We start from the raw sequence: 22105 nt of genomic DNA, 5'->3' as shown, positions 1-22105 counted from the left end.
ATTTAGCAGTCCACGCCGAGCTTACGCAGTTCCTCTTCCGCCTGCTCTTTGGTCAGGAAGTGGATGCCGTGGATACCCTGTTCTTCGGCCGCCTTCACATTCACCAGCGTATCATCCAGGAAAACGCTCTCATCTGCCTTTAATCCATAGCGTTTCAGAAGCAGCTGGTAAATCTCCGGTTCGGGCTTGATCAGCTGATCCTTGTAGGACAGGATGCCACCTTCCATCTCCGGCAGGAAATTCAACGCTTCCGCACATTCTGTCTCTGCCTTGTGTGAGAAGTTGGACAGATAATACACATGGTATCCCTTTGCTTTCAGTTCCTGTAACCAGGGAATAGCGTAAGCTCTGGGGGTTACCATGCCAGCGATATTCTCGAACGCCTGATGCAGTTCTTTCTCCAGTTCCGGTGCATCCTTTACAAATGCAGCCAGAACCTGCTCGTCCGTCCAGGTACCGCGGTCATACTCTGCCCACAGCGGATGCATAATAGATGCCTTTGCGATTTTTTTGATCATTTCCGCATCAAATCCCTTGTCCGCCAGAAATCCCTCCCAGCGATAGTCTGTCAACACATTGCCAATGTCAAAAATTATATTGCGTATCATAACTCTTCTCTCCTATTCGTTTTACTAGTCAAAGCAGTTCCGTTTCCGCCGGTATATCCTCTTTTTGCCGTCACTTTTATATCTTCGCTTCTTCCTGTCTGTCCAGCTCCATGATCTCCAACAGTTTCTCCGCCGCCGGAGCCATAGGCATCTTCGTGTTCCTAACGACACAGAATTGACGCTTCGGTATTATTTTATTGAATCTAAGTTCGAAAAGCAAGCCGGATTCCACATAATCTCTGGCAAAATCCCGCATCACACAGCCAACACCCAGATTTCGTCTCACAAACTGTACGATCATATCGCTGGTGGCCAGTTCGAACTCCGGCTGCACATATACCCCGTTTCCCGCCAGAAATTCATCCATGTAGCTGCGGCTGCTGGTATTTTTTTCCAGGAAAATAAGAGGCAGACTTTCCAGTTTCTGAAAATCCAGCGTCCGGTTCTTGTAGCTGAAAAATCTTCTTCCCGCCACGAAGACATCCTCAATCTCCCGCACCGGTATCATCTGAATATCAGGTCTCTCCGGAAACGGCGTACTGACAATTCCGAAGTCAATGTGTCCCTCTCTTAAATAATTCAATGTCTCCGGTGTCGGCGCATTGGTGACGATCACCTTGATCCCGGGGTACTGTTCATGGAACTTTTCCAGATAGGGAAGCAGATAAAACTGCAATGTCATATCGCTGGCACCGATGCGGACTTCTCCCAGTTCCATATTCTGCATCTGGTGAACCTTCTTCACACCCATTTCGATCTGTTCGTACCCTTTTGCCACATAGGAATACAACAGTTCTCCCTCACTGGTCAGCCGTACTCCCTTGGCCGCCCGGTGGAACAGGGCGGCATCCAGGGTATTTTCCAGCTGCTTGATGGCCTGACTGACCGCCGGCTGTGAAATTGACAGTTCCCCGGCCGCTTTGGTCACACTCCCACATTTTGCCACATAATAAAATACTTTATACGCTTCCAGATTATTGATCATATCTCGCTGTCTCCATCTCAAAATTACTATCAGACACTGGTTTTTGTTCCTTCACAGTAAAAATCTGTAGCTATTCAGAGCCATGCAAAACTGCGTTCTACGAATGTTTGCATTCAGCCAGATACTGTGTAATCAAAATTCCTGCCGGATTCATCGTATACCAAAAAGGACACGGGCTGATCTCATACCAGCACCATGCCCTTTCCATTCTCATTCACATTTTACAGATGTTTTTTCCATCAAAGATTATCCTATCTCTCCGCATTTGACAGCATTTATTTCTTCAAAGGACTCTCACGATAGATGATATCTTCCCTTCCAGGGCCGTTGCTGACCATGGTGATAGGGAATCCGATCTGCTCCTCAATGAATTCCACATACTTTCTGCAGTTCTCCGGCAGTTCATCGAAGTTGCGGATACCGCGGATATCGCACTTCCAGCCAGGGAGCTTTTTCAGTACGGGCTTTGCCTTTTCCAGCTTGTAGGTAACAGGGAAATCAGTGGTAACTTCACCGTCGATCTCATACCCTACACATACAGGGATCTCATCCAGATATCCCAGTGCATCCAGTACGGTAAATGCCACATCGGTAGCGCCCTGCAGACGACAGCCGTACTTGGTGGCAACACAGTCGAACCATCCCATACGTCTGGGACGTCCGGTAGTTGCACCGAACTCACCACCGTCACCGCCGCGGTGACGTAATTCATCTGCTTCGTCACCGAAGATCTCAGATACGAAAGCACCTGCTCCTACGGAAGAGGAATATGCCTTACTTACGGTAACGATCTGCTTGATCTCATAAGGAGGGATACCTGCACCGATGGCGCCGTAAGCTGCCAACGTGGAGGAAGAAGTTACCATGGGGTAAATTCCGTGATCCGGATCCTTCATGGTTCCTAACTGGCCCTCTAACAGAATGGTCTTGCCCTCTTTCAGTGCCTTATCTAAGAATGCGGATACATCGCATACAAAAGGTGCGATCATATCGCGATACTCATGCAGGGTATTTAACAGCTCTGCGGGATCGATCATGGGCTTGTGATACAGATGCTCTAAGATGACATTCTTCATCTCACTGACACGCTGTACTTTTTCCTGCAGCAGTTCTTCATCAAACAGCTCACTTACCTGGAAACCGATCTTCGCATACTTATCAGAATAGAAAGGTGCGATACCGGACTTGGTAGATCCGAAGGACTTACCGCCCAGTCTCTCCTCTTCATACTGATCAAATAAAATATGGTAAGGCATTACCATCTGTGCACGATCAGACACCAGAATCTTGGGCATGGGAACATTTCTGTCTGTGATAGACTTGATCTCTTTCATCAGGATCGGAATGTTTAATGCCACACCGTTACCAATCACGCTGGTGGTATGATTGTAAAATACACCGGAAGGAAGGGTGTGCAGAGCAAATTTACCATAATTGTTCACGATGGTATGTCCTGCATTCGCGCCGCCCTGAAAACGTACGATAATGTCCGCTTTCTCTGCCAGCATATCTGTGATCTTTCCTTTTCCTTCGTCGCCCCAGTTGGCTCCTACAACTGCCTTTACCATGTTTTCCTCCATTCTTTACCACAGTTTCTGTGATAAATCTACATCCAATATCTTATTCCGGGTGATCCAAAGAAACTCCTGCTTCTCTTTCTCACACCTTTACAGTATACAACACTTTATGGTATAAGTAAAATCAATATTTATTATATTTTATATAACCTACATCTATATTCAAAACGCGTAGCGTTTTGCCATGCGAAACTTAGAACTTCTTCACGAAAGAACCTATGCTCTGAGTGATTAGAAGTTCTTTTCGCATTATTCTCTGCCGTCCCAACAGTAGGTGCACAGCTTCTCTCTGCCGATGCCCACGGACTCAATCATATCATCCAATCTCTGAAACTGCAATGTGGTGAACTTCAGCTGTTTGCAGATCCGTCCTACCATCTCCTCGTATTCCGGAGTATCGGGATTCACATAGTTCTTCAGATCGATTTCTCTGCCCTCCTGCTCAATCTCCTTGATCACACGGCGGGTGATCAGATCCATCTCGGAAGAAGATCTGGAAAAGTTCAGGTACTTGCAGCCATATAACAGAGGCGGACAGGCCGGACGGATATGTACTTCCTTTGCACCGCTCTGGTACAGGAATTCCGTGGTCTCTCTTAACTGTGTGCCGCGGACAATAGAATCGTCGATCAACAACAGACTCTGATCCTGGATCAGATCATGTACCGGGATCAGTTTCATCTTTGCGATCAGATTTCTCTGGGTCTGGATCGTCGGCATAAAGGATCTGGGCCAGGTGGGGGTATACTTAATAAACGGACGGGAAAAAGGAATTCCCGAGCGGTTGGCATATCCCACTGCATGAGCGGTACCGGAATCCGGCACTCCTGCTACGATATCCGGTTTTACATTATCACGCTCCGCCAGCTTGGCACCGCATTGATAACGCATCTTCTCTACACTGATGCCTTCATAGGATGAGGACGGATATCCGTAATAGACCCACAAAAACGTACAGATCTTCATATCCTTGCCGGGCTTCACCAGGGTTCGTACACCTTCCGGTGTCACCACGGCGATCTCTCCCGGTCCCAGCTCTCTCACGGGCTGGTATCCCAGATTCAGATAAGCGAAGCTCTCAAAGGAGACGCAATAAGCCCCCTCCTTTTTGCCTACTGCCACCGGAGTACGGCCCATCTTATCTCTGGCCGCATAGATTCCCTTGGGTGTCATGATCAGTAAGGTCATGGAACCGTCGATGATCTCCTGGGCGTACTGAATGCCCTCCACCAGATTGTCCTTCTGGTTGACAATGGCCGCCACCAGCTCCGTGGCATTGATGTCACCGCCGCTCATCTCCAGGAAATGAGAATGTCCCTTTGCAAACAGATCCTTGATGATGGCATCCGTATTGTTGATCTTGCCCACGGTGGTAATAGCATAAGTTCCGTGATGGGAACGCACCATCAGCGGCTGGGGCTCAAAATCGGAAATACAGCCGATGCCCAGATGTCCGTGCATCTCATTGACATCCTTGTCGAACTTCGTACGGAACGGTGCATTCTCTATGTTGTGAATGGCTCTGTTGTAACCTTCTTCTTTGCTGTAGACTGCCATGCCGGCACGTCTGGTTCCCAGATGGGAATGATAATCCGTTCCAAAGAACAGATCAAACACACAGTCTTCTTTTGCTGCGACTCCAAAAAATCCACCCATTTTCGTCTCCTGCTTTCTTATCATTCTGTAACGATTCAGAGCCATGTAAACATCAAAAGATCACCGATGAATGAGGTTCTGAATAGTTTTCGTTTCCACAAATTACTTCAGCAGAAAACGTTTATACGTTGATCTCGGCCTTTACACCCAGTAAGTCCTTGTTGGCCTCTAAGATCGGGCTGATCACATTTTTCAGGAAAGCTTCCACCTGCTCTTTGGAACGTCCGATATACTTGGACGGATCCATGGATGCTTTCAGTTCCTCCAGTCCCATGGGGAATGCGGGATCTGCGGCGATCAGCTCCAGGAGGTTATTCTCTTTTCCTTCTACCTTCACATTGCGTCCGGCCTCCATGGAAAGCTCACGGATACGCTCATGCAGTTCCTGACGGTTGCCGCCTAACTTTACGGCATCCATCATAATATTCTCGGTAGCCATGAAAGGAAGCTCGCTCATCATGTGCTTTTCAATTACCTTCGGATATACTACCAGTCCGTCTACCACATTCAGGCACAGATCCAGAATACCATCGATGGCAAGAAAGCCTTCGGGAATAGACAGTCTCTTGTTGGCAGAATCGTCCAGCGTTCTCTCGAACCACTGGGTTGCGGAAGTAATGGCGGGATTCAGCGCATCCACCATCACATAACGGGACAGGGAAGCAATACGCTCACTTCTCATGGGATTACGCTTGTAAGCCATGGCGGAGGAGCCGATCTGGTTCTTCTCGAAGGGCTCTTCCACTTCCTTCAGATGCTGTAACAGGCGGATGTCATTGCTCATCTTATGAGCGGATGCCGCAATACCGGCCAGCACGTTTGCTACTCTGGTATCCACCTTGCGGGAATAAGTCTGGCCGGATACAGGATAGCACTCCTTGAATCCCATCTTGGCTGCAATCATGGGATCGATCTTGTCGATGGTCTCCTGATCTCCGTTGAACAGTTCCAGGAAAGAAGCCTGGGTTCCGGTGGTTCCCTTAGAGCCTAACAGCTTCATGGTACCCAGAACGTGATCCAGATCCTCCAGATCCAGTGAGAACTCCTGTAACCACAGCGTTGCTCTCTTGCCTACGGTTGTAGGCTGTGCAGGCTGAAAATGAGTAAATGCCAGGGTAGGCTGTGCCTTATACTTATCAGCGAAATCCGCCAGTTCCTTCATAACATTGATCAGCTTTTTTCTGACAAGCTTCAGTGCCTCGGTCATCACAATAATGTCGGTGTTGTCACCCACATAGCAGGAGGTTGCGCCCAGATGGATGATTCCGGCTGCCTTGGGGCACTGCTGTCCGTATGCATACACATGGCTCATAACGTCATGACGTACCAGTTTTTCACGCTCTTTTGCCACATCGTAATTAATGTCCTCAGCATGGGCCTTCAGTTCCTCAATCTGCTCATCTGTGATAACGGGCTTACCGTCCTGGGACAGTCCCAGCTCTTTCTCCGTCTCTGCCAGTGCAATCCACAGCTTTCTCCATGTACGGAATTTCATATCCGGGGAGAAAATATACTGCATCTCCTTGCTTGCATAGCGTTCGGATAACGGGCTCTGATATCTGTCTGTACCTGTACTCATTTGTCTGCTCCTCTTATTTTCTAATTTATTGCAACCATTCAAAACCCATCCCTCACATTCACAAAACCGTATGCTTCTCATACTTTCCCGCTGCTTCGCAGCTAATTTTGTTCATGTGTGGGATGGTGACTCTACTCGAGTCACCTTACAAATAAGAAAACTGCTACTTACATGCAGGCATGACGTATCAGTTTTTCTTATTCTGCGGTTTTCTGAATAGTTATTGTTTATTTGTCAAATTCTCCGCGGATATCTTCCGCAGGCGGTTCCATCGGGTATTTTCCGGTAAAGCAGCCCTTGCAGATGCCAAGATTACCGCCCACCAGTTCTTCCAGTCTCTCAATCTTCAGATAATCCAGGCTGTCCGTGCCGATCAGATCACTGATCTCCTTGATGGAACGGTTATATGCGATCAGCTGGTCTCTCGCCGGAACGTCTGTGCCGAAATAGCAGGGCCACAGAAACGGCGGTGAACTGACTCTCATATGTACCTCTTTGGCTCCGGCTTCCCGTAACATCTTTACGATACGGTCGGAGGTGGTGCCGCGGACAATGGAATCATCGATCATGATGACACGCTTGCCCTCCACGGCTTCCCGGATAGGGTTCAGTTTGACCTGAACGCTGCTTTCTCTGCTCTTCTGCTTCGGTTTGATGAAGGTTCTGCCCACATAGGCATTTTTCACGAAGCCCATGCCGTAAGGGATTCCCGACTGCATGGAATATCCCATGGCTGCGCAGTTGCCGGATTCCGGTACGCCGATGACCAGATCCGCATCCACCGGGGAATCCATAGCCAGGAACTTTCCGGCCAGAATACGGGAATCGTATACGCTGACGCCGTCGATAAAGCTGTCGGGTCTGGCGAAATAAATATACTCAAAAATACATCTGGCGGTCTCCGCAGGCTTTAATACATGGGTGGTATCGGACTCAATTCCCTTCTCCGGGGAAATGGTCACGATCTCGCCGGGAAGCACATCCCGGACGAACTCGGCACCTACCGTATCCAGAGCGCAGGTCTCGCTGGACAGAAAATACGCATTGTCTCTCTTGCCGATGCATAACGGCTTAAATCCATAAGGATCTCTGGCGCCGATCAGCTTTCTGGGAGACATCACCACCAGGGAATAGGCTCCCTTGATCTTCGTCATGGCTCTGCCCACAGCTTCCTCTACCGATTTGGAATTCAAACGCTCTCTGGCAATATGATAAGCAATCACCTCGGAATCAATGGTGGTCTGGAAAATAGCACCGGTATACTCCAGTTCTCTTCGAAGCTCCGGCGCATTGATCAGGTTACCGTTATGGGCCAGTCCCAGAGTACCCTTTACATAATTCAGTACCAGAGGCTGTGCATTCTCTCTGGTGGATCCTCCCGCTGTAGAATAGCGGACATGTCCCACACCGATGTCACCTTTTAACTTCTCCAGCTGTTCCGGTGTAAATGCCTCATTGACCAGTCCCATGTCTTTGCTGCTTAAGACTTTGCCCTTGGGCCCATTCGTGTCACTGACGGCAATACCGCAGCTTTCCTGGCCTCTGTGCTGCAATGCCAGAAGGCCGTAATAAATCGTGGATGCCACGTCGTGTCCGTCGAAATCATACACGCCGAAAACGCCACATTCTTCCTTTAATTTGTCATTATTTTCTGTCTGAATATAAATGTTGTCCGTCACTTGTAAGCCTTACCTTTCCTGCCTGCCCCGTGAAAAAAAAAAAAACTAAAAAACCGTACCCTACAGATCCTTGCCTGTCAGCATCTTGTAAGCCTGAAGGTATTTGTCAATGGTCTTCTCCACGATGTCCTCCGGCAGCTTCCAGCCTTTTTCAGGGTTGGCTTTCAGCCAGTCACGGGCGAACTGTTTGTCAAAGGAAGGCTGGCCATGTCCTGGCTCGTAGCCGTCTACCGGCCAGAAACGGGAGCTGTCGGGAGTCAATACTTCATCCCCCAGTACCATGTTGCCGTTCTCATCCAGTCCGAACTCGAACTTGGTATCTGCGATAATGATTCCTTTGGTCAGTGCATAATCCGCACATTTTTTATAAATAGCGATGGTATAGTCACGAAGCTTGGCCGCATATTCTGCGCCCTTGCCGGGGAAACGCTTCTCCAGATATTCCACACTCTGCTCATAGGAGATATTCTCATCATGATCTCCGATCTCTGCCTTGGTGGAAGGGGTATAGATGGGCTCGGGAAGCTTATCTGCCTCCTTCAGACCTTCCGGAAGCTTGATACCGCATACGGTACCATTCTTCTTGTAGCTTTCCCAGCCGCTTCCGGTAATGTATCCACGAACGATGCACTCGATGGGAAGCATGTTCAGCTTCTTGCACATCATGCTGTTGCCGTCGAATTTCGGCTGTCTGAAAAATTCGGGCATATCCTTAACATCAGCGGATACCATATGATTGGGAATCACATCCTCAGTCATATCAAACCAGAATTTCGACATCTGGGTCAATACAGTTCCTTTCTTTGTTACTGTGTTGTCCAAGATCACATCAAAGCAGCTGATACGGTCAGTTGCCACCATGATCAGGGTGTCTCCGTTGTCATAGATCTCACGAACTTTGCCTTCCTTGATCGGTTTCATTTCCTGTACGCTCATACCATCAGTCCTCGCATTCTTATGTTTTTCAGTCTTTTATTGAAACAGGTGTGGGCAAGATACACCCACACCTAATAGATAAACAGATTTGCGAAAAAAAATCAATATATTTTTACTGCAACTTTCCGATAAATTCCCGAACCCGGGCATTTTCCGTTGTAAAAAGTGCTTCGGGAGAACCTTCCTCCACGATCACACCCTGTTCCATGAAAATAATGCGGTCGGATACTTCTCTGGCAAACTGCATCTCATGGGTTACGATGATCATGGTCATATGTTCACTTGCCAGCTGTCTGATCACCTTTAATACTTCTGCCGTCAATTCCGGATCCAGTGCCGAGGTCGGCTCATCGAAGAACAGGATCCTGGGCTGCAGTGCCAGTGCCCTGGCTATGGATACTCTCTGCTGCTGTCCGCCGGACAGCTGGTAAGGGTAGGCATCTGCCTTATCCGACAGTCCCAACTGTGCTAAAAGCTTCTCCGCCCTCGCCACGGCTTCTGTGCGGCTTACCTTATCCACATGGATCGGCGCATCGATGATATTTTTCATCACCGTATAATGGGGAAAAAGGTTAAAATTCTGGAACACCAGTCCGAAACATTTCCGGATCTTATGTAATTCTGCCTTGGACGCATATTCGCACTGTATTCTGCCGTTTTTATCCGTTTTCTCCGAAGCTGCCGTCTGCCCTAAATAGATCAGCTCGCCACCGTCCATTTTCTCCAGAAGCGTTGCACAGCGAAGCAATGTGGATTTGCCGGAACCGGAGGGGCCGATGATGGAGACAACTTCTCCTTCGTTAACCTTCAGGGATATATCCTTCAGCACCCCGTTGCCGTCAAAACTTTTTTTCACATGATTCATTTCCAAAAGGACCATATTTCCGCACTGCTCCTATCTGTAATAAGATGTCTTCTTCTCCAGATACTCCATGAAAGAAGCCACCACGAGATTGAAGATATAATAGAACACACCTGCTGCCAACAGGGGAAGCACACTGGTCTGTGCCGCTCCGATCTGCTTTGCCACCGTGAACATTTCCGCAATGGAAATGGTAAATGCCATGGAGGTATCTTTGACCAGCGTAATGGTCTCATTGGTCACTGGCGGGAGAACCCGCTTCACCACCTGCGGCAGAATGATCTTCACGAAAGTCTGTGCCTTGCTGTAGCCCAGCACCTCCGCAGCCTCATACTGCCCCACCGGTATGGACTCAATGCCCGCACGGTAGATCTCTGCAAAATATGCCGCATAATTGATCACGAATGCCAGTATCACCGCCGGGAAACGATACCCCGTTCCCACCTGCATGCGGAATACATAAAAGGGGGCAAAATACACCACGATGATCTGTAACATCAGAGGGGTTCCTCTCATGATGGATATGTATATTTTGGAGATAATGCGGATCACCTTACATCCTGACATTCTTCCGAAGGCTACGATCAGCCCCAGAGGAAGGGAAAACAAAAGGGTCAGTACAAATATTTCCACCGTTATCAGAAAGCCCTCTGCCAGTTGGGCACTCATGGTCAGCAAACTCATGAATTCTACTCCTTAACTATCCTTAGTTGATTATTTACCGAGACATACGCTGTCGGTCAGTCCCCATTTTTCAGCGATCTGTGCGAAGGTACCATCCGCTGCCATTTCGTCCAGTGTCTTCTGTACGGTATCTCTCAGTTCATCATTACCCTTCAGGAAACCTACTGCATACTGCTCTACAGCCAGCTTGTTGTCCTCGCCCTGCAGCATAACGAATTTTCCTTCTTCTCTCTGCGCAATCTGATACTGTGCCACACCGATATCAATAGCTACGGCATCTACCGCACCCTGCTCCAGATCCATGAAAGCGGTATTGTAGTCCGCATATTCGATCAGCTGGGAGAAGGAATCACGCAGTGCAATGTTGTCTGCATTTTCTTCATCGTTCAGAGCAGCCAGCGCAGAGGAATCCTTCTGTACTGCTACCACCTTGCCTGCCAGTTCTTCCTTGTTCTGTACACCGGAAGCAGACGCTACGACGAATACCTGACTGTTGTCGATATAGGGCTCTGTCCAGGTGTAGGCATCTTCTCTGCCGTTCATGGTGAAACCGTTCCAGATACAGTCAATGGCTCCGGAAGAAAGCTCCATATCCTTGGCATCCCAGTCGATAGGCTGCTTTACCAGCTCCCAGCCCTGTCTCTTGCATACTTCTGCTGCCAGATCCAGGTCAAAGCCTACATATTCTCCACTGTCATCACGATATCCGTAAGGGGGAAATTCCGCATCGAAACCTACGGTAAATGTTTTCTCAGATCCTTTAGAACCACAGCCGGTAAGAGCACCTGCTGCCATGCTGATTGCCAGTAATGCCACTAATACTCTTTTCATAATACATCCTCCCGTTCTGCCACTCACTGTTGGCCGCGTCGTATACTTTAGCATGGTAAATTGCTAACACGGTGTCATAGTAACACAACGAGAGGTGTCTTGTCAATTCTTTATCGGTCGTACCGCTCCACCATGGCCAGGATCTCCTGGGCATATTTCGGATAGGTGGCTGCGATGTCTTTTACTTCGTTTCTTGCACTCTCCGCTACTTCCTGATTGTAGTCCATCTGTTTACGGAGCACCTGTCTTCTCTGGATCAGTTCGTGACGGATCTCCACCATTTCCCGCTTGTCCAAAAGCGCAGCTGTCTGGCTGATCCAGCGCTCCGGCATCTGCACACGGTAACCGGCCAGCTGCTGTACCAGCTGCTTCTGGTAGTACTCGATCTTAGCTTCCGCCTCTGCGAACTGCTTCCGCTCTTCCTTTTCGTCCTGATACATTTTCCACTGTTTTTCCAGCTTTGCTGCACTGTCCGTATTGTACTTCAGATACAGATATTCCATCAGCTGACAGTTGTTCACATAGCGGATCTTGACTTTATTCTGCAGCTGGATGATCTTGTTGATGGTCTTCTCCACCCGCTGCAGTTCCCGTCCTGCATCCATGTACCGGATGCAGACATAGGAGATGGCTACAGCTCCTGCACCTACTGCCAGAAAAAGTCCCACATAGACATCCATTTCAAAAGCATACTGCAGGATCACCAGCATGATCACACAGACGATCAATGCCGTAAGGAAAATGACAGCCATGCCCCGTTGGTTGTTCATCAGATTCTCCAGCTCATTTCTCCGGTATTCATAGGCATGTCGTTCTCCGTCCAGTCTGTGCAGATCCTGCCTTATCAGATTGCCGTATTTCTCGCCGTCCCGAATCTTCTGAATGCCTTCTTCAATCTCGTTCTCTCTTTTGCGGATCGCATAGAAGTCCGCATCCCGCATACGGTTCTTCTTTTCCCGGTATCTGCTGCGTTCCTGTTCCAGCCCGGCCAGCTTGCCGGCCACCCGGTTGACCTCTTCTCTCTGCTCTGCTGGCAGGGCCTCAATCTCATCCGTATCCGTCAGATAAGAAGTCACCAGCGTATACTCTCCCGTCAGGAGGTCGATCTCCTTGGAAGCCTCTGCGATCTGCTCCAGGCAATTTACAATGTAACGTTTTCTCTGGTCTTCCTCATCAAAATTCACACCGTTGCGGGTATAGACCAGCTGTTCCCAGTCCTCTTCCTGCTGTATCGGTTCTTTTTTCTTAAATAAACGGTTCCACCACGCCATAATTCTCTCCTGCTGTCTTCTCTATACGCTGACACTTGTCCGGTAACTGTTTTTCAGTGCCTGAGTCAGTCTCTCATTTTCCGCATCGTATTTCACCCTGTCGTTCACCCGCCAGTCACCACGCAGCCGTAGCTGTCGGTACTCCGGCTGCTGTTCCCATTCCCGTTCAAATTGCTCGATCCGCTTTTCCAGTTCCAGGGACTCCGTATAATTTTCCGGATTCTGCGCTGCAAATGCCACATAGGCATCCTCCGTCAGTTCCATTCTCTTTGCCGCCAGATAAGCATCCAGGTGTTCTCTGTCCGGATCGGTCTTCCAGGCTTCGTTAAAGTAATATGCCGCCTTGTCATAAAACATCAACCCTGTCAGCGCCACACCCTTATTGTGCAGGATCGCCGCCCGGACTTTTCCCGCCGGAAGTTCCTTTCCTTCCTGTTCCAGATGGTTCCAGGTCTCCAGTAGCATATCATATCCACGGATGGCTGCCGCATATTTTCTTTTTTCCACCATATAGTCGATCTGGCTCTTGCGTTTCTCCAGATTGCTGAGTCCTGCTCCCTGCTTCAGTACCTGCTCCACCTGCAGGATTTCTTCCGGATCGTACATCCCCACATATTGCAGGATCGTCACCACGAACACACTTAAAGATCCCTGCTTATGTACCATGGGGTAGAGCTGTTTTGCCAGTTCCCACACTTTACATTCTTCTCCGATCCAGTCCACCAGCTTATCGTTCATGATGGACAGGTCTAACAGGAATGCATTCTCCTTTAGGCAATAGCACAACTCTTCCATACTATAGACCCGGATATCCAGGCCTTCCACATTATAGGCATTCTCGCAATATTCTCCTACACACAGACTTGCCTTCATTTTTCATCCTCATTTTCTCTGCCCCGGGCAGATCTACAACTCTATTTCTTCCTTCCAGATATGATGCGTAGCTGTTCGGAAGCTGCCAAAACCAAGATCCTCCAGTTCCACCTGCAGATGTATTTCATCCTTCATCTCCACCTGAATCCGCAGTCTGGTGATTCCTTCCTGCAATTCTTCCGGCACGATTCTGGCGATCCGGCTTCCCTTTCCCGTCAGGGACGTGATCAGGATCTCCACCGCTCTTCCTTCCAGCAGGTAAAACTCCATGGTATTCTGCGCCTCGTACCAGTTGATTCCGGCGTCTAACAGTGCCTGATAGGATTCCTCTCCCTGTCTGCGCACTTTCATACCGATATTGGATTTCAATTTATCCTGTCCCAGATAGACATGATTTTGTCCGTTTTCACTGGGATGCAGTCGCTCCATCATGCTGTAGCAGGCACCCTTGCTGAACAGGTTGTTCCCCTGAAAGACTCTCCGTCCACGGCACAGATAGCGTAGCGATTCTTTCATCCATTCTTGAGAAAACTCTTCCCCGATCAGATATACCGAGGACACCATCCGGTTCTCGCATAGCTGTGTGGCGATCTCCAGGAACTTTTCATCCGATTTTTCCACCGGAAAAGGGAATTCCCGCTCTTCGATGTACGTTACCACCGGCGTCGTATGGCGGTTGCATTCCATATAATAAGTCTGGATGGAACTGTCCCTATACTCGCACAGCACGCTCCCCTGCTTCCACAGATTTTCCGGCTGATACAGATTGTAATAATAAAAGCTCTCCCGATGGCTCTGAAAACAGACAGCATCCGTCTTCAGGTGTAATGCCTCCACTGCCTGCGTCAGCACCTCCAGCATTCCTGCATCCAGTTCCTCGCAGGTGATCATCAGGGCCCCGATCCGCTCTGTGGAAGTCATCTGGGACAGCATTCCCAGACTACGCTTGAGAAAAAGAGTCAGTAGTGCCACCGGATCCAGAGTCGTTCCATCGATCTGCACCGGTTCCCCATCTTTTGCCAGCTTCAGAAGATGCTCCACCAGGATTCCCTCTTCTTCCTCCGCATGCCGGAGGGCTTCACTTCCATAGAACCACTGGTTGACTCCCTGTCTCTTGCTCAGGACCAGGGGAATCGTATAGACCTGTGAGCCTGCAACGGAAGACAATGTGGTGATCTCTTCTTCCTTGCCTGTGACATAGCAGCTGATCTGCGCATAATCCTTCCCCAGGTCATAACCCACTATAACTTTATCACTTCCCGGCAGTCGCATGTTCTTCCGCCTCCTCTCCTGCTGTCTTTTTTTATCTTTACTGCAATGTGAACAATCTGTGATCCAGATATTCCCTGCGGTAATATTCCTCGATCAGATGATCCAGTGTCGTATCGTCCTGCAGTGTCATGCTGATCATCATATCATTGATGATCTCGTATTTGCTGTCCGGACTTTCATTCATAATATCGCTCTTCTGCAGGCTTCCGCTCTCCGTCAGCTGTTCTTCGTTCTCTGATTCTTCCATAATGTAATATTGAAGATTCTCCCCGAAAAACAGTACGAATTCCTTGAAAAATACACCGCTGTATACTTCCTGCATATATTCCGACAGGTAATCCTCCGCCTGCCCGTTCTCATGCATCATCACATAATGAATCCTTGCACGGACGCCGCCTCTTGTGTGATACTCCACGATAGTCTTGTCCTTCATCTCCTGCAGCTGTGGCAGGCAGTCCTGATATTCCCTGAAAAAGTTCAGATGAATGTGGTCCTTCATCATTTCCTCCAGGAAATTCCGGACCAGAGTTTCATCTTCCCGCTCCAGCTTGTCCTTATTCTCCGCATAGAATTTCAGATAAGCCAGCTTGCAGATCCGCTGGGTCTCTTCTCCCCGCAGATAGCAGTTACGGATCTCCCGGAATACATATTCCTCCGTGATCTTCTCCCGGCAGAAATAATCATAAGAGCTCTGTACAAGCACAGCTTCCTCGATCTCCTGTCTGGCTCCCTGGGATACATAATAACGAAAAATATCCATCCGCTCTCCCACAAATGCCCCGGAGAACAGCATCTGCAGCAATATCTTTTCACTTAAGCTGTAGCAGTCTATCTCAAAGGATCTTGCCGCTTTCCAGATGTCACGCAATTCCTTCGTGGTACCGGTGGCATAACGCACCAGATACTCTAAAATTCCACCGTTGTATTTTCCCTTGCGGAACACCGTCAATGCCGCCGCATACAGGACTGCCTCTCCCTCATGGACCGACTGCGTGATCACACCGTCCGTAAGCCGCAACAGAATCTTGGCCTCCACAAAATAAGGGGTATATGCTTCGATCCAGGCATATGCCTTCTCATAATTTCCCCGCAACACCAGAAAACGCAGGATCAGTTCCCGCTGTTCCTCCGTAAAGCCGTCCCCCTGCAGCTCCTGCAGGTATTCATCCAGTGCCTGCAAATTATCCGCATCGAAATAGGCCTGTACCAGCTGTACCGCAATCTCACTGCGCAGCTTCGGCTCCACGGCATCGCTTTCCACCAGTCTTGCCATCCGCATCAGCTTTGTGGAAGATTTGGTCTCTTCTGTTCTGCCGTTCTCCATGAAATACAGATCCAGTTCTGCCGTATCCGGCACATAATGTTCCAGAAGTCTGAGATATTTCCCCGGTACCAGCAGTTTTTCCAGGGTATATTCCACATTTTTAAGGAACCTGTTACCATATGCATCCTCAAAAGCAATGGTATAATCATTCCCGTAGACTGCCACCCAGGCCGTGCCGTTTTGCAGAGGCGTCTCGGACAGTATCAGATTCCCCGGCTGGCTGACAATCACCTTACGCATTCTGCTGTCATCCACTCTTACCATATGGGCAAACAACAGACGGGACAGAGGCTTCGCCATAGCTTCCGTTACAATGGCCGGAGACAGGAATTCCTGATACAGTATTGCCAGATGTCTGTTAATATGCTGCTTCTGGATCTGGTCAATGACGAACCGCTCCATTCTCGGCTCGTAATGTTCGTACAGTTCCTCATAATCTTTCCGGTGTTTTAACAGATACGCATACAGGAACGCACTATGTTCATAATCCAGATTGCTCTGGAAAGAAAAATACATCAGAATCACTTTCGGAAGCTCCAGCACAGCATCCAGATCTACCGACGCCATATAATATTCATAGAGATTCGTGATCCTCAGATGGCTTTCCACACCCATCTGATACCACGTGAAGGCATCCGGTCCCGTCTTACTTCCCTTGATCAGAAGGCTGCACACCTCCTGCAGGATCCGCACATCCTTCTTTTTCTCATACAGTCTTCGTAAAATTCTGCCCAGTAGCGGAGAATACTCTCTGACTCTTCCGGACAGATACAACAGCTGTTCGATCAGGCTGTCGTTTACCGCATCCTGACGGACACCGAAGTTCAACACCTGCAGTTCAAAACTGTTCAATTTACGTAGCAGCGCCGGATTGCCGTTCAAAAGGGCCAGTGCTTCCAGGTAGATCACCGGACTGGTGCAGCCGTACTGGTACTGTTTTTCTAAGAACATCCATTTCCCGGAGGTTGAACGATTGTATTCCTCCGACAGATACAACAGCAGCCATGCCACACGCCAGCGGGTCCTGTCATAGCGGTAGATCTGTTCCACCTGCTCCGCCATTTGCAGTGTATACTGGGGATCCCTGTGGATCAGTGTGGTCAGATACAGATAGTAAGCCCACTGTTCTCCGACGGTAGCTCCCTGGGCTTCCAACATGTCCGCCGCGTGATCCAGGATCCATCCGGCTTCATTGTAGCGTTCCTCTGTGATCAGAAGCTGTGCCTGGAACAGTCTCGCCGGCACATCCTTCTCATCCATGGTCACCATGCGCTCCACCAGTTTGCCGGTCTCCGCGAGCCAGGTTCCCGTACCGATCTTTTTCAGTCTCGATTCTTCATAATATTTCATGATCTGGGTGATGCACTGCATATGACTGTGATCCGCATGCCGGGCCACTACACCGTCTCCCAGCTGTACCATGACCGGGATTTCCAGTGAAGTATAAGCATTATATATGTAGACTTTACCGAAATTTTTGCCAGGTCTGCACAGGCTGCTGTCGATGTAGACCGGCAGGCGGCAACGGTTTCCCAGGAAATCATCGTCTGTAATGTTTTCCTTTTCCGTAAAGACAAATTCACCCTCACACTCGATCTGGAGATTCGTATATCCCCAGCCGTTCCTCACGATGGTCAGATTGTTCTCCGTGACGCCGTAATTATCTGCGCTGCGAGGCAGTTTTTTCACCAGTTCTTTCTCTTCCGTCAGGAATTCCAGCTGTTGCTTTTTGTTGATACAGATCAGGAATTCCTCCACATTTTGTTCGTTGCCCTCATAAGTGGACAGGATCCGGTAACTGTCATAGAAATGGGCATCGTTCCCCTGGAACAGCCGCAGAAATTCCGGATCATAGAACAGCCGCACAGCTTCCTTCCAGTTGCTCTTCGCCAGGTTGGCAAAATGGAACAGATTCCGGATAGCCCCGATGGAAGAATTCAACATCCCATGCTCCACCGTCACCACAAAAGGAAGATTGTATTCTCCTCTGTTGCTGACTACGGAAAAAGAGCCCTTGATCACATCCCCTTCCTCCAGATCTTCTCCGTGGAAGCAGTAAAAAATTTCTGCATCGGAGCCGGTAAACTGATCCGTCATACATTCCATCCGAAGATGGTCCGAGATCACGGATCCTTTTACATAGCCTTCCGACGCAGAAAGAATGTGAAAAGAGCCCTCATATATTGTCCCCTGTGACAGGGAAATCTCTATTTTAGCGCAGGAGAATTCCAAAGAACCGTTCTCATAATCGAAGTTTCCTCCTAAAATTCTATCAATAATCTCCTGCATGTACCTTCACCCGTTCCCTGTTGTCATTTGGATTTATTATACCAAATTTACCAGTTGAGGGCAAGCTGTAGACCCGGTTAGTCCAGGTTTAATTTTCGGTTCATGATGTAATAAGATACGCCGTACATGATGGCCGCAATGAGCAGACTGGTGATCACGTTAATATCATAGGCGGAATTGGTGCTCACCGTGATTCCACTGGCACTGTTTGCGACATTGGCACCAAACATGAATGCGCTCTGTACGGTGCTGCCGATGATGGACGACAGGATCGTCAGGCCGGCATATGCCAGAATTCCCATCAGGCCTTTATGTTTGGAGGAAAGCTGTCCGATGGTCAGCGCTCCGAACAGAGTGACCATGGTAATGAACGGTCCTGCCACATAGGTTAAGAGCAGCGTGATCCCATAATGCAACAGATTGATCCCCATCTCTTCTTCGTATGTTCTGCCAAGTTCATAAAAAGCATCTGCCAGAAATTCCCAGATATTCCCATTATATTGTGTCAGTACACTACTCAGTTCACCGATATTTAAAAGGCCTGTCATCAGAGACACGATCAGTGCCACCACTGAAATACCGATGCCTATCGTAATGAACAGATACCAGACACCGGAGACCAGTACCTTGCTTAAAAACAGCTGGTTAGCTGTTACCGGCAGGGTGTGGGACAGATAGCCTTCATCCGTATACATACTGCGGTAAAAGCGGATGCCCAAAAAAATCAGCATTCCCCAGGTAGACGCCAGCAGCATGATCACATACAGGATCAGTGTTGCCACAAAGGAAGAGAGTACAAACCAGCTCTGTGTCGCATTCATGTTATTGCCGTCCGCAATCTCCGTTACCAGTCCTCCCGGCATGCGTAATACCACGCAGCCAATCACGGTGACCACAAGCATTCCCAGAAGCATCAGTGTACCGGCTTTCCAGATATTTTTCCATTCATATTTCATTAACTTTCCTAACATGCGAACACCTCCCTGAAGTAAGCATCTACAGACTTACCTTTCTCTTCTCTGATATTGTCAACGGATGTATATAACACCAGCTGACCATAACGCATGAAGATGACTTCATCCAGTACCTGTTCCACATCCTCGATCAGATGGGTAGAGATCAGTACCGTTGCTTCCGGATTGTAGTTGTTGATAATGGTGCGCAGGATGTAATCTCTCGCTGCCGGATCCACACCGGCAATCGGCTCATCCAAAATATACAGGCTGGCATTCCTGCTCATCACTAAGATCAACTGTACCTTCTCCTTCGTACCTTTGGACAATGTCCGCATTTTCACTGCAGGATCGATCCCCAGACTCTTTAACATCTCTTCCGCACGTTCCCTGGAAAAGTCTGTATAAAAGTCCTGAAAGAAATCCAGAATCTCCCGGATTGTCTGATTCATGGTCAGATACGTGCGGTCCGGCAGATAAGCTACCTTGCTCTTGGTCACCGGTCCTACATAATTTCCGTCGATCATAATAGTGCCTTCCGTCGGTGTCAGCAGACCGTTCAGCATTTTGATCAGTGTCGTCTTACCGCTGCCGTTGGGTCCCAACAGGCCAATGATCTTCCCCTTGGGGAGACTTACGGTCAGATTGTTCACAGCCACATTGGCACCATATTTCTTGGTCAGATTTACAATTTCTACCAGATTATTCATTTCTATTTCCGCCTCTCTTTATTTTCATCATAAATTTGCACCCCTGTCAGGCCTGTACCTTATCGAAGAGATTCCGGATCTCCTCTCTCTGATATCCCAGTTCCTGCATGTTGTTGATAAAATTCCGGACATGCCCGGCTGCCAGCTGTTCTCTGGTATTCCCGATCAGCTCAGTGTCCTCCGTCACGGTTCTGCCGCTGGTGCGCTGTGTCACGATCAGGCCGCTCCGCTCCAGTTCTGCAAAAGCTTTCTGCATCGTATTCGGGTTCACCGCCGCCACGGCCGCAAGATCTCTGACACTCGGCAGCTTCTCTCCCGGCTGATATTTGCCGGACACGATCTCTTTCTGGATCCGCTCCACCAGCTGCGCATATATGGGTCTGTCAGCATCCAATTCCCACGCCATTCCTATCATCCTTTCTTGTTTCTTATTTTCTGTTTCTTATTACCTGTCACGCATCGTTTCTATCGATGCCTCCCCGGGTCCCTCATTGTCTTGTTGTTTTACTGTATTATTTATTTAATACAATAATACGTTATTTATTTTTATCTGTCAAGCGGATTTTATGCTTGTCCGGGAAAATTGTTGGAATTACACTTGTTACAACATGGTAAATGGGAAGTTACGCGGCTCATTGCTCGCGTAACTTCCCATTTACTACGCATCCGGCTCCGAAATACGTGTCACCCCCACATAAATATCCGAGATTTCAAACCATGTAGGATAATCCACGATTCCGGTCTGAGGAAGATTAAATATCTTCTGGAACGTCCGGACAGCCTCCGCAGTACCGGAGCCATAGATTCCGTCGGGTGTCAACGTAGGAATCGCCGGATAATTTCTGGCGATCCGGTTCAACTGCTGTTGCAGCTGACGGACTTTTTCCCCGGAAGAACCGATAGTCAGATCATACCCCGGCCAGGAAGAAGGCACTCCCGAAATAATATCTGCGGAATTGATATACATATCATTGCCGTAATAATAATGAATGATATCAATAGCGGAATATCCCTGATCCGCCAATGACTTGGAGCCCCACTGGCTCAGCCCCCGGCAGGTAGTCCGATTACCGTCACAATACGATGTGAAAATGGGCTGTCGTACACCGGGCCTTGACAAATAGTTGGTAAAAATGGAATCTACCAGATAGTCGATCTCTTCGAACACATTTCTGCCATAGATCCATTTTTGATCATACGCCGTAGAAGAAGTTATCGTAAAATCGTATCCACGTCCCCTGTACCACTCCGTATATATACGGTTTAACGTAAATGATTGAATGACCAGAATATTAGCATAAATTGCACTCTCCGGCCAGGTGGAATAAATCTCGCTGGAGGCCACATTTTTAATGTAATCCTTATAGCGCACCCAGTAATTCCGGGCAGTGGGATCCTCCGGGACACCGTCATGTACGATCACATATTCCGGAATCACCACACGGCTCAGTACGATCTCCCCGGTCTCGTTCATAGGTTTGATTTCTTCTTCCGGAATCTTCGGAGGATACTCTCCGAAAAGCGTATGTGCAGGTATTACTACTACTTTTTCTTCCTCCTCTGTTACATTCAGCGGATTCATGCGGATCGGTTGTAGGGAAAATTCGCCTGCCAGAATTTCGGAACCAGATACCAGTACCGGTTCAAAGCCTTCTGCAGTCACCTGAATGTTGTACTCCGAATAGGGCTGTGCCGTAATATCCGGAGATAAAGAAAGCTCTCTCGGCGGCGCATCCAGTGTTATCGTAGGGGTTTGCCCGGATTCGTCAGTAGTCATCGTCTCCAGCGGGGAATCCGGATCCCCGGTATAGGAGACAGTGACGGTCGCGCCGGGTATCGGTGTCATCCCCAGAGCGGAGACAACGCTGATCTGAAGTGTTCCTGTATAAGTAGTTTCCATGGACAGAGGTCCTTTCTGCCTATGCCGTTTTGTCTGTCTTGATCCGGTCAGGCAACAAATGTTCCTTACAGAATATGCAAAGTCAGAAAAATATGTGCATGTTCCCATATACTAAG

At 48.7% G+C, this 22105-nt stretch carries 18 protein-coding genes; all 18 read right to left on the bottom strand.

What is annotated here, in order from left to right; translation table 11 throughout:
• Positions 1 to 2: 2 nt before the first annotated feature.
• Complete coding sequence (locus tag ACLTOH_RS00470; protein WP_022312298.1) at positions 3 to 608, bottom strand: HAD family hydrolase; 606 nt, start codon at positions 606 to 608, stop codon at positions 3 to 5.
• A 76-nt stretch (positions 609 to 684) separates the two neighbouring features.
• Positions 685 to 1593, bottom strand: coding sequence for a LysR family transcriptional regulator (locus ACLTOH_RS00465; RefSeq protein ID WP_022312299.1), 909 nt, complete (start codon positions 1591 to 1593; stop codon positions 685 to 687).
• A 275-nt stretch (positions 1594 to 1868) separates the two neighbouring features.
• Positions 1869 to 3161, bottom strand: coding sequence for an adenylosuccinate synthase (locus tag ACLTOH_RS00460; RefSeq protein WP_117466207.1), 1293 nt, complete (start codon positions 3159 to 3161; stop codon positions 1869 to 1871).
• A gap of 258 nt (positions 3162 to 3419) precedes the next feature.
• Positions 3420 to 4826: an amidophosphoribosyltransferase gene (locus ACLTOH_RS00455; protein WP_022312301.1), complete on the bottom strand. Its 1407-nt coding sequence runs from the start codon at positions 4824 to 4826 to the stop codon at positions 3420 to 3422.
• 121 nt (positions 4827 to 4947) lie between these two features.
• A complete protein-coding gene (gene purB / locus ACLTOH_RS00450; RefSeq protein WP_022312302.1) occupies positions 4948 to 6405 on the bottom strand; it encodes an adenylosuccinate lyase in 1458 nt (485 codons plus the stop codon).
• A 227-nt stretch (positions 6406 to 6632) separates the two neighbouring features.
• On the bottom strand, positions 6633 to 8084 hold the full coding sequence (gene purF / locus ACLTOH_RS00445; protein ID WP_022312303.1) for an amidophosphoribosyltransferase: 1452 nt from the start codon (positions 8082 to 8084) through the stop codon (positions 6633 to 6635).
• Between the two features lie 60 nt (positions 8085 to 8144).
• Positions 8145 to 9020, bottom strand: a complete 876-nt coding sequence (locus tag ACLTOH_RS00440; protein ID WP_117466209.1) for a phosphoribosylaminoimidazolesuccinocarboxamide synthase — start codon at positions 9018 to 9020, stop codon at positions 8145 to 8147.
• Between the two features lie 112 nt (positions 9021 to 9132).
• Positions 9133 to 9900 (bottom strand): amino acid ABC transporter ATP-binding protein, encoded by a 768-nt coding sequence (locus tag ACLTOH_RS00435; RefSeq protein ID WP_117466210.1) that lies wholly within the window; start codon positions 9898 to 9900, stop codon positions 9133 to 9135.
• A 15-nt stretch (positions 9901 to 9915) separates the two neighbouring features.
• Positions 9916 to 10566: an amino acid ABC transporter permease gene (locus tag ACLTOH_RS00430; RefSeq protein ID WP_022313394.1), complete on the bottom strand. Its 651-nt coding sequence runs from the start codon at positions 10564 to 10566 to the stop codon at positions 9916 to 9918.
• Between the two features lie 30 nt (positions 10567 to 10596).
• Positions 10597 to 11397: an amino acid ABC transporter substrate-binding protein gene (locus ACLTOH_RS00425; protein ID WP_119623565.1), complete on the bottom strand. Its 801-nt coding sequence runs from the start codon at positions 11395 to 11397 to the stop codon at positions 10597 to 10599.
• Between the two features lie 110 nt (positions 11398 to 11507).
• Positions 11508 to 12668: a hypothetical protein gene (locus ACLTOH_RS00420; protein WP_117466212.1), complete on the bottom strand. Its 1161-nt coding sequence runs from the start codon at positions 12666 to 12668 to the stop codon at positions 11508 to 11510.
• A 21-nt stretch (positions 12669 to 12689) separates the two neighbouring features.
• On the bottom strand, positions 12690 to 13541 hold the full coding sequence (locus ACLTOH_RS00415; protein WP_022313397.1) for a hypothetical protein: 852 nt from the start codon (positions 13539 to 13541) through the stop codon (positions 12690 to 12692).
• Positions 13542 to 13574: 33 nt separating this feature from the next.
• Positions 13575 to 14813, bottom strand: a complete 1239-nt coding sequence (locus ACLTOH_RS00410; RefSeq protein ID WP_412223080.1) for a DUF5716 family protein — start codon at positions 14811 to 14813, stop codon at positions 13575 to 13577.
• 37 nt (positions 14814 to 14850) lie between these two features.
• Positions 14851 to 18426, bottom strand: coding sequence for a DUF5717 family protein (locus ACLTOH_RS00405; RefSeq protein ID WP_022313398.1), 3576 nt, complete (start codon positions 18424 to 18426; stop codon positions 14851 to 14853).
• Between the two features lie 77 nt (positions 18427 to 18503).
• Positions 18504 to 19397 carry a hypothetical protein gene (locus tag ACLTOH_RS00400; RefSeq protein WP_118502599.1) on the bottom strand — a complete coding sequence of 298 codons (894 nt, stop codon included), beginning with the start codon at positions 19395 to 19397 and terminating at the stop codon, positions 18504 to 18506.
• A complete protein-coding gene (locus tag ACLTOH_RS00395; RefSeq protein ID WP_117466219.1) occupies positions 19391 to 20089 on the bottom strand; it encodes an ABC transporter ATP-binding protein in 699 nt (232 codons plus the stop codon). The genes ACLTOH_RS00400 and ACLTOH_RS00395 overlap by 7 nt, the downstream gene beginning before the upstream one ends.
• Positions 20090 to 20135: 46 nt before the next feature.
• Positions 20136 to 20495: a GntR family transcriptional regulator gene (locus tag ACLTOH_RS00390; protein WP_118537331.1), complete on the bottom strand. Its 360-nt coding sequence runs from the start codon at positions 20493 to 20495 to the stop codon at positions 20136 to 20138.
• Between the two features lie 252 nt (positions 20496 to 20747).
• A complete protein-coding gene (locus ACLTOH_RS00385) occupies positions 20748 to 21989 on the bottom strand; it encodes a peptidoglycan-binding protein (protein ID WP_118502603.1) in 1242 nt (413 codons plus the stop codon).
• Between the last annotated feature and the right edge of the window lie 116 nt (positions 21990 to 22105).

It is taken from the genome of Waltera sp., from assembly GCF_046969025.1.
Lineage (GTDB): Bacteria > Bacillota > Clostridia > Lachnospirales > Lachnospiraceae > Acetatifactor > Acetatifactor acetigignens.
This window is presented reverse-complemented; position numbering and strand designations above follow the sequence as displayed.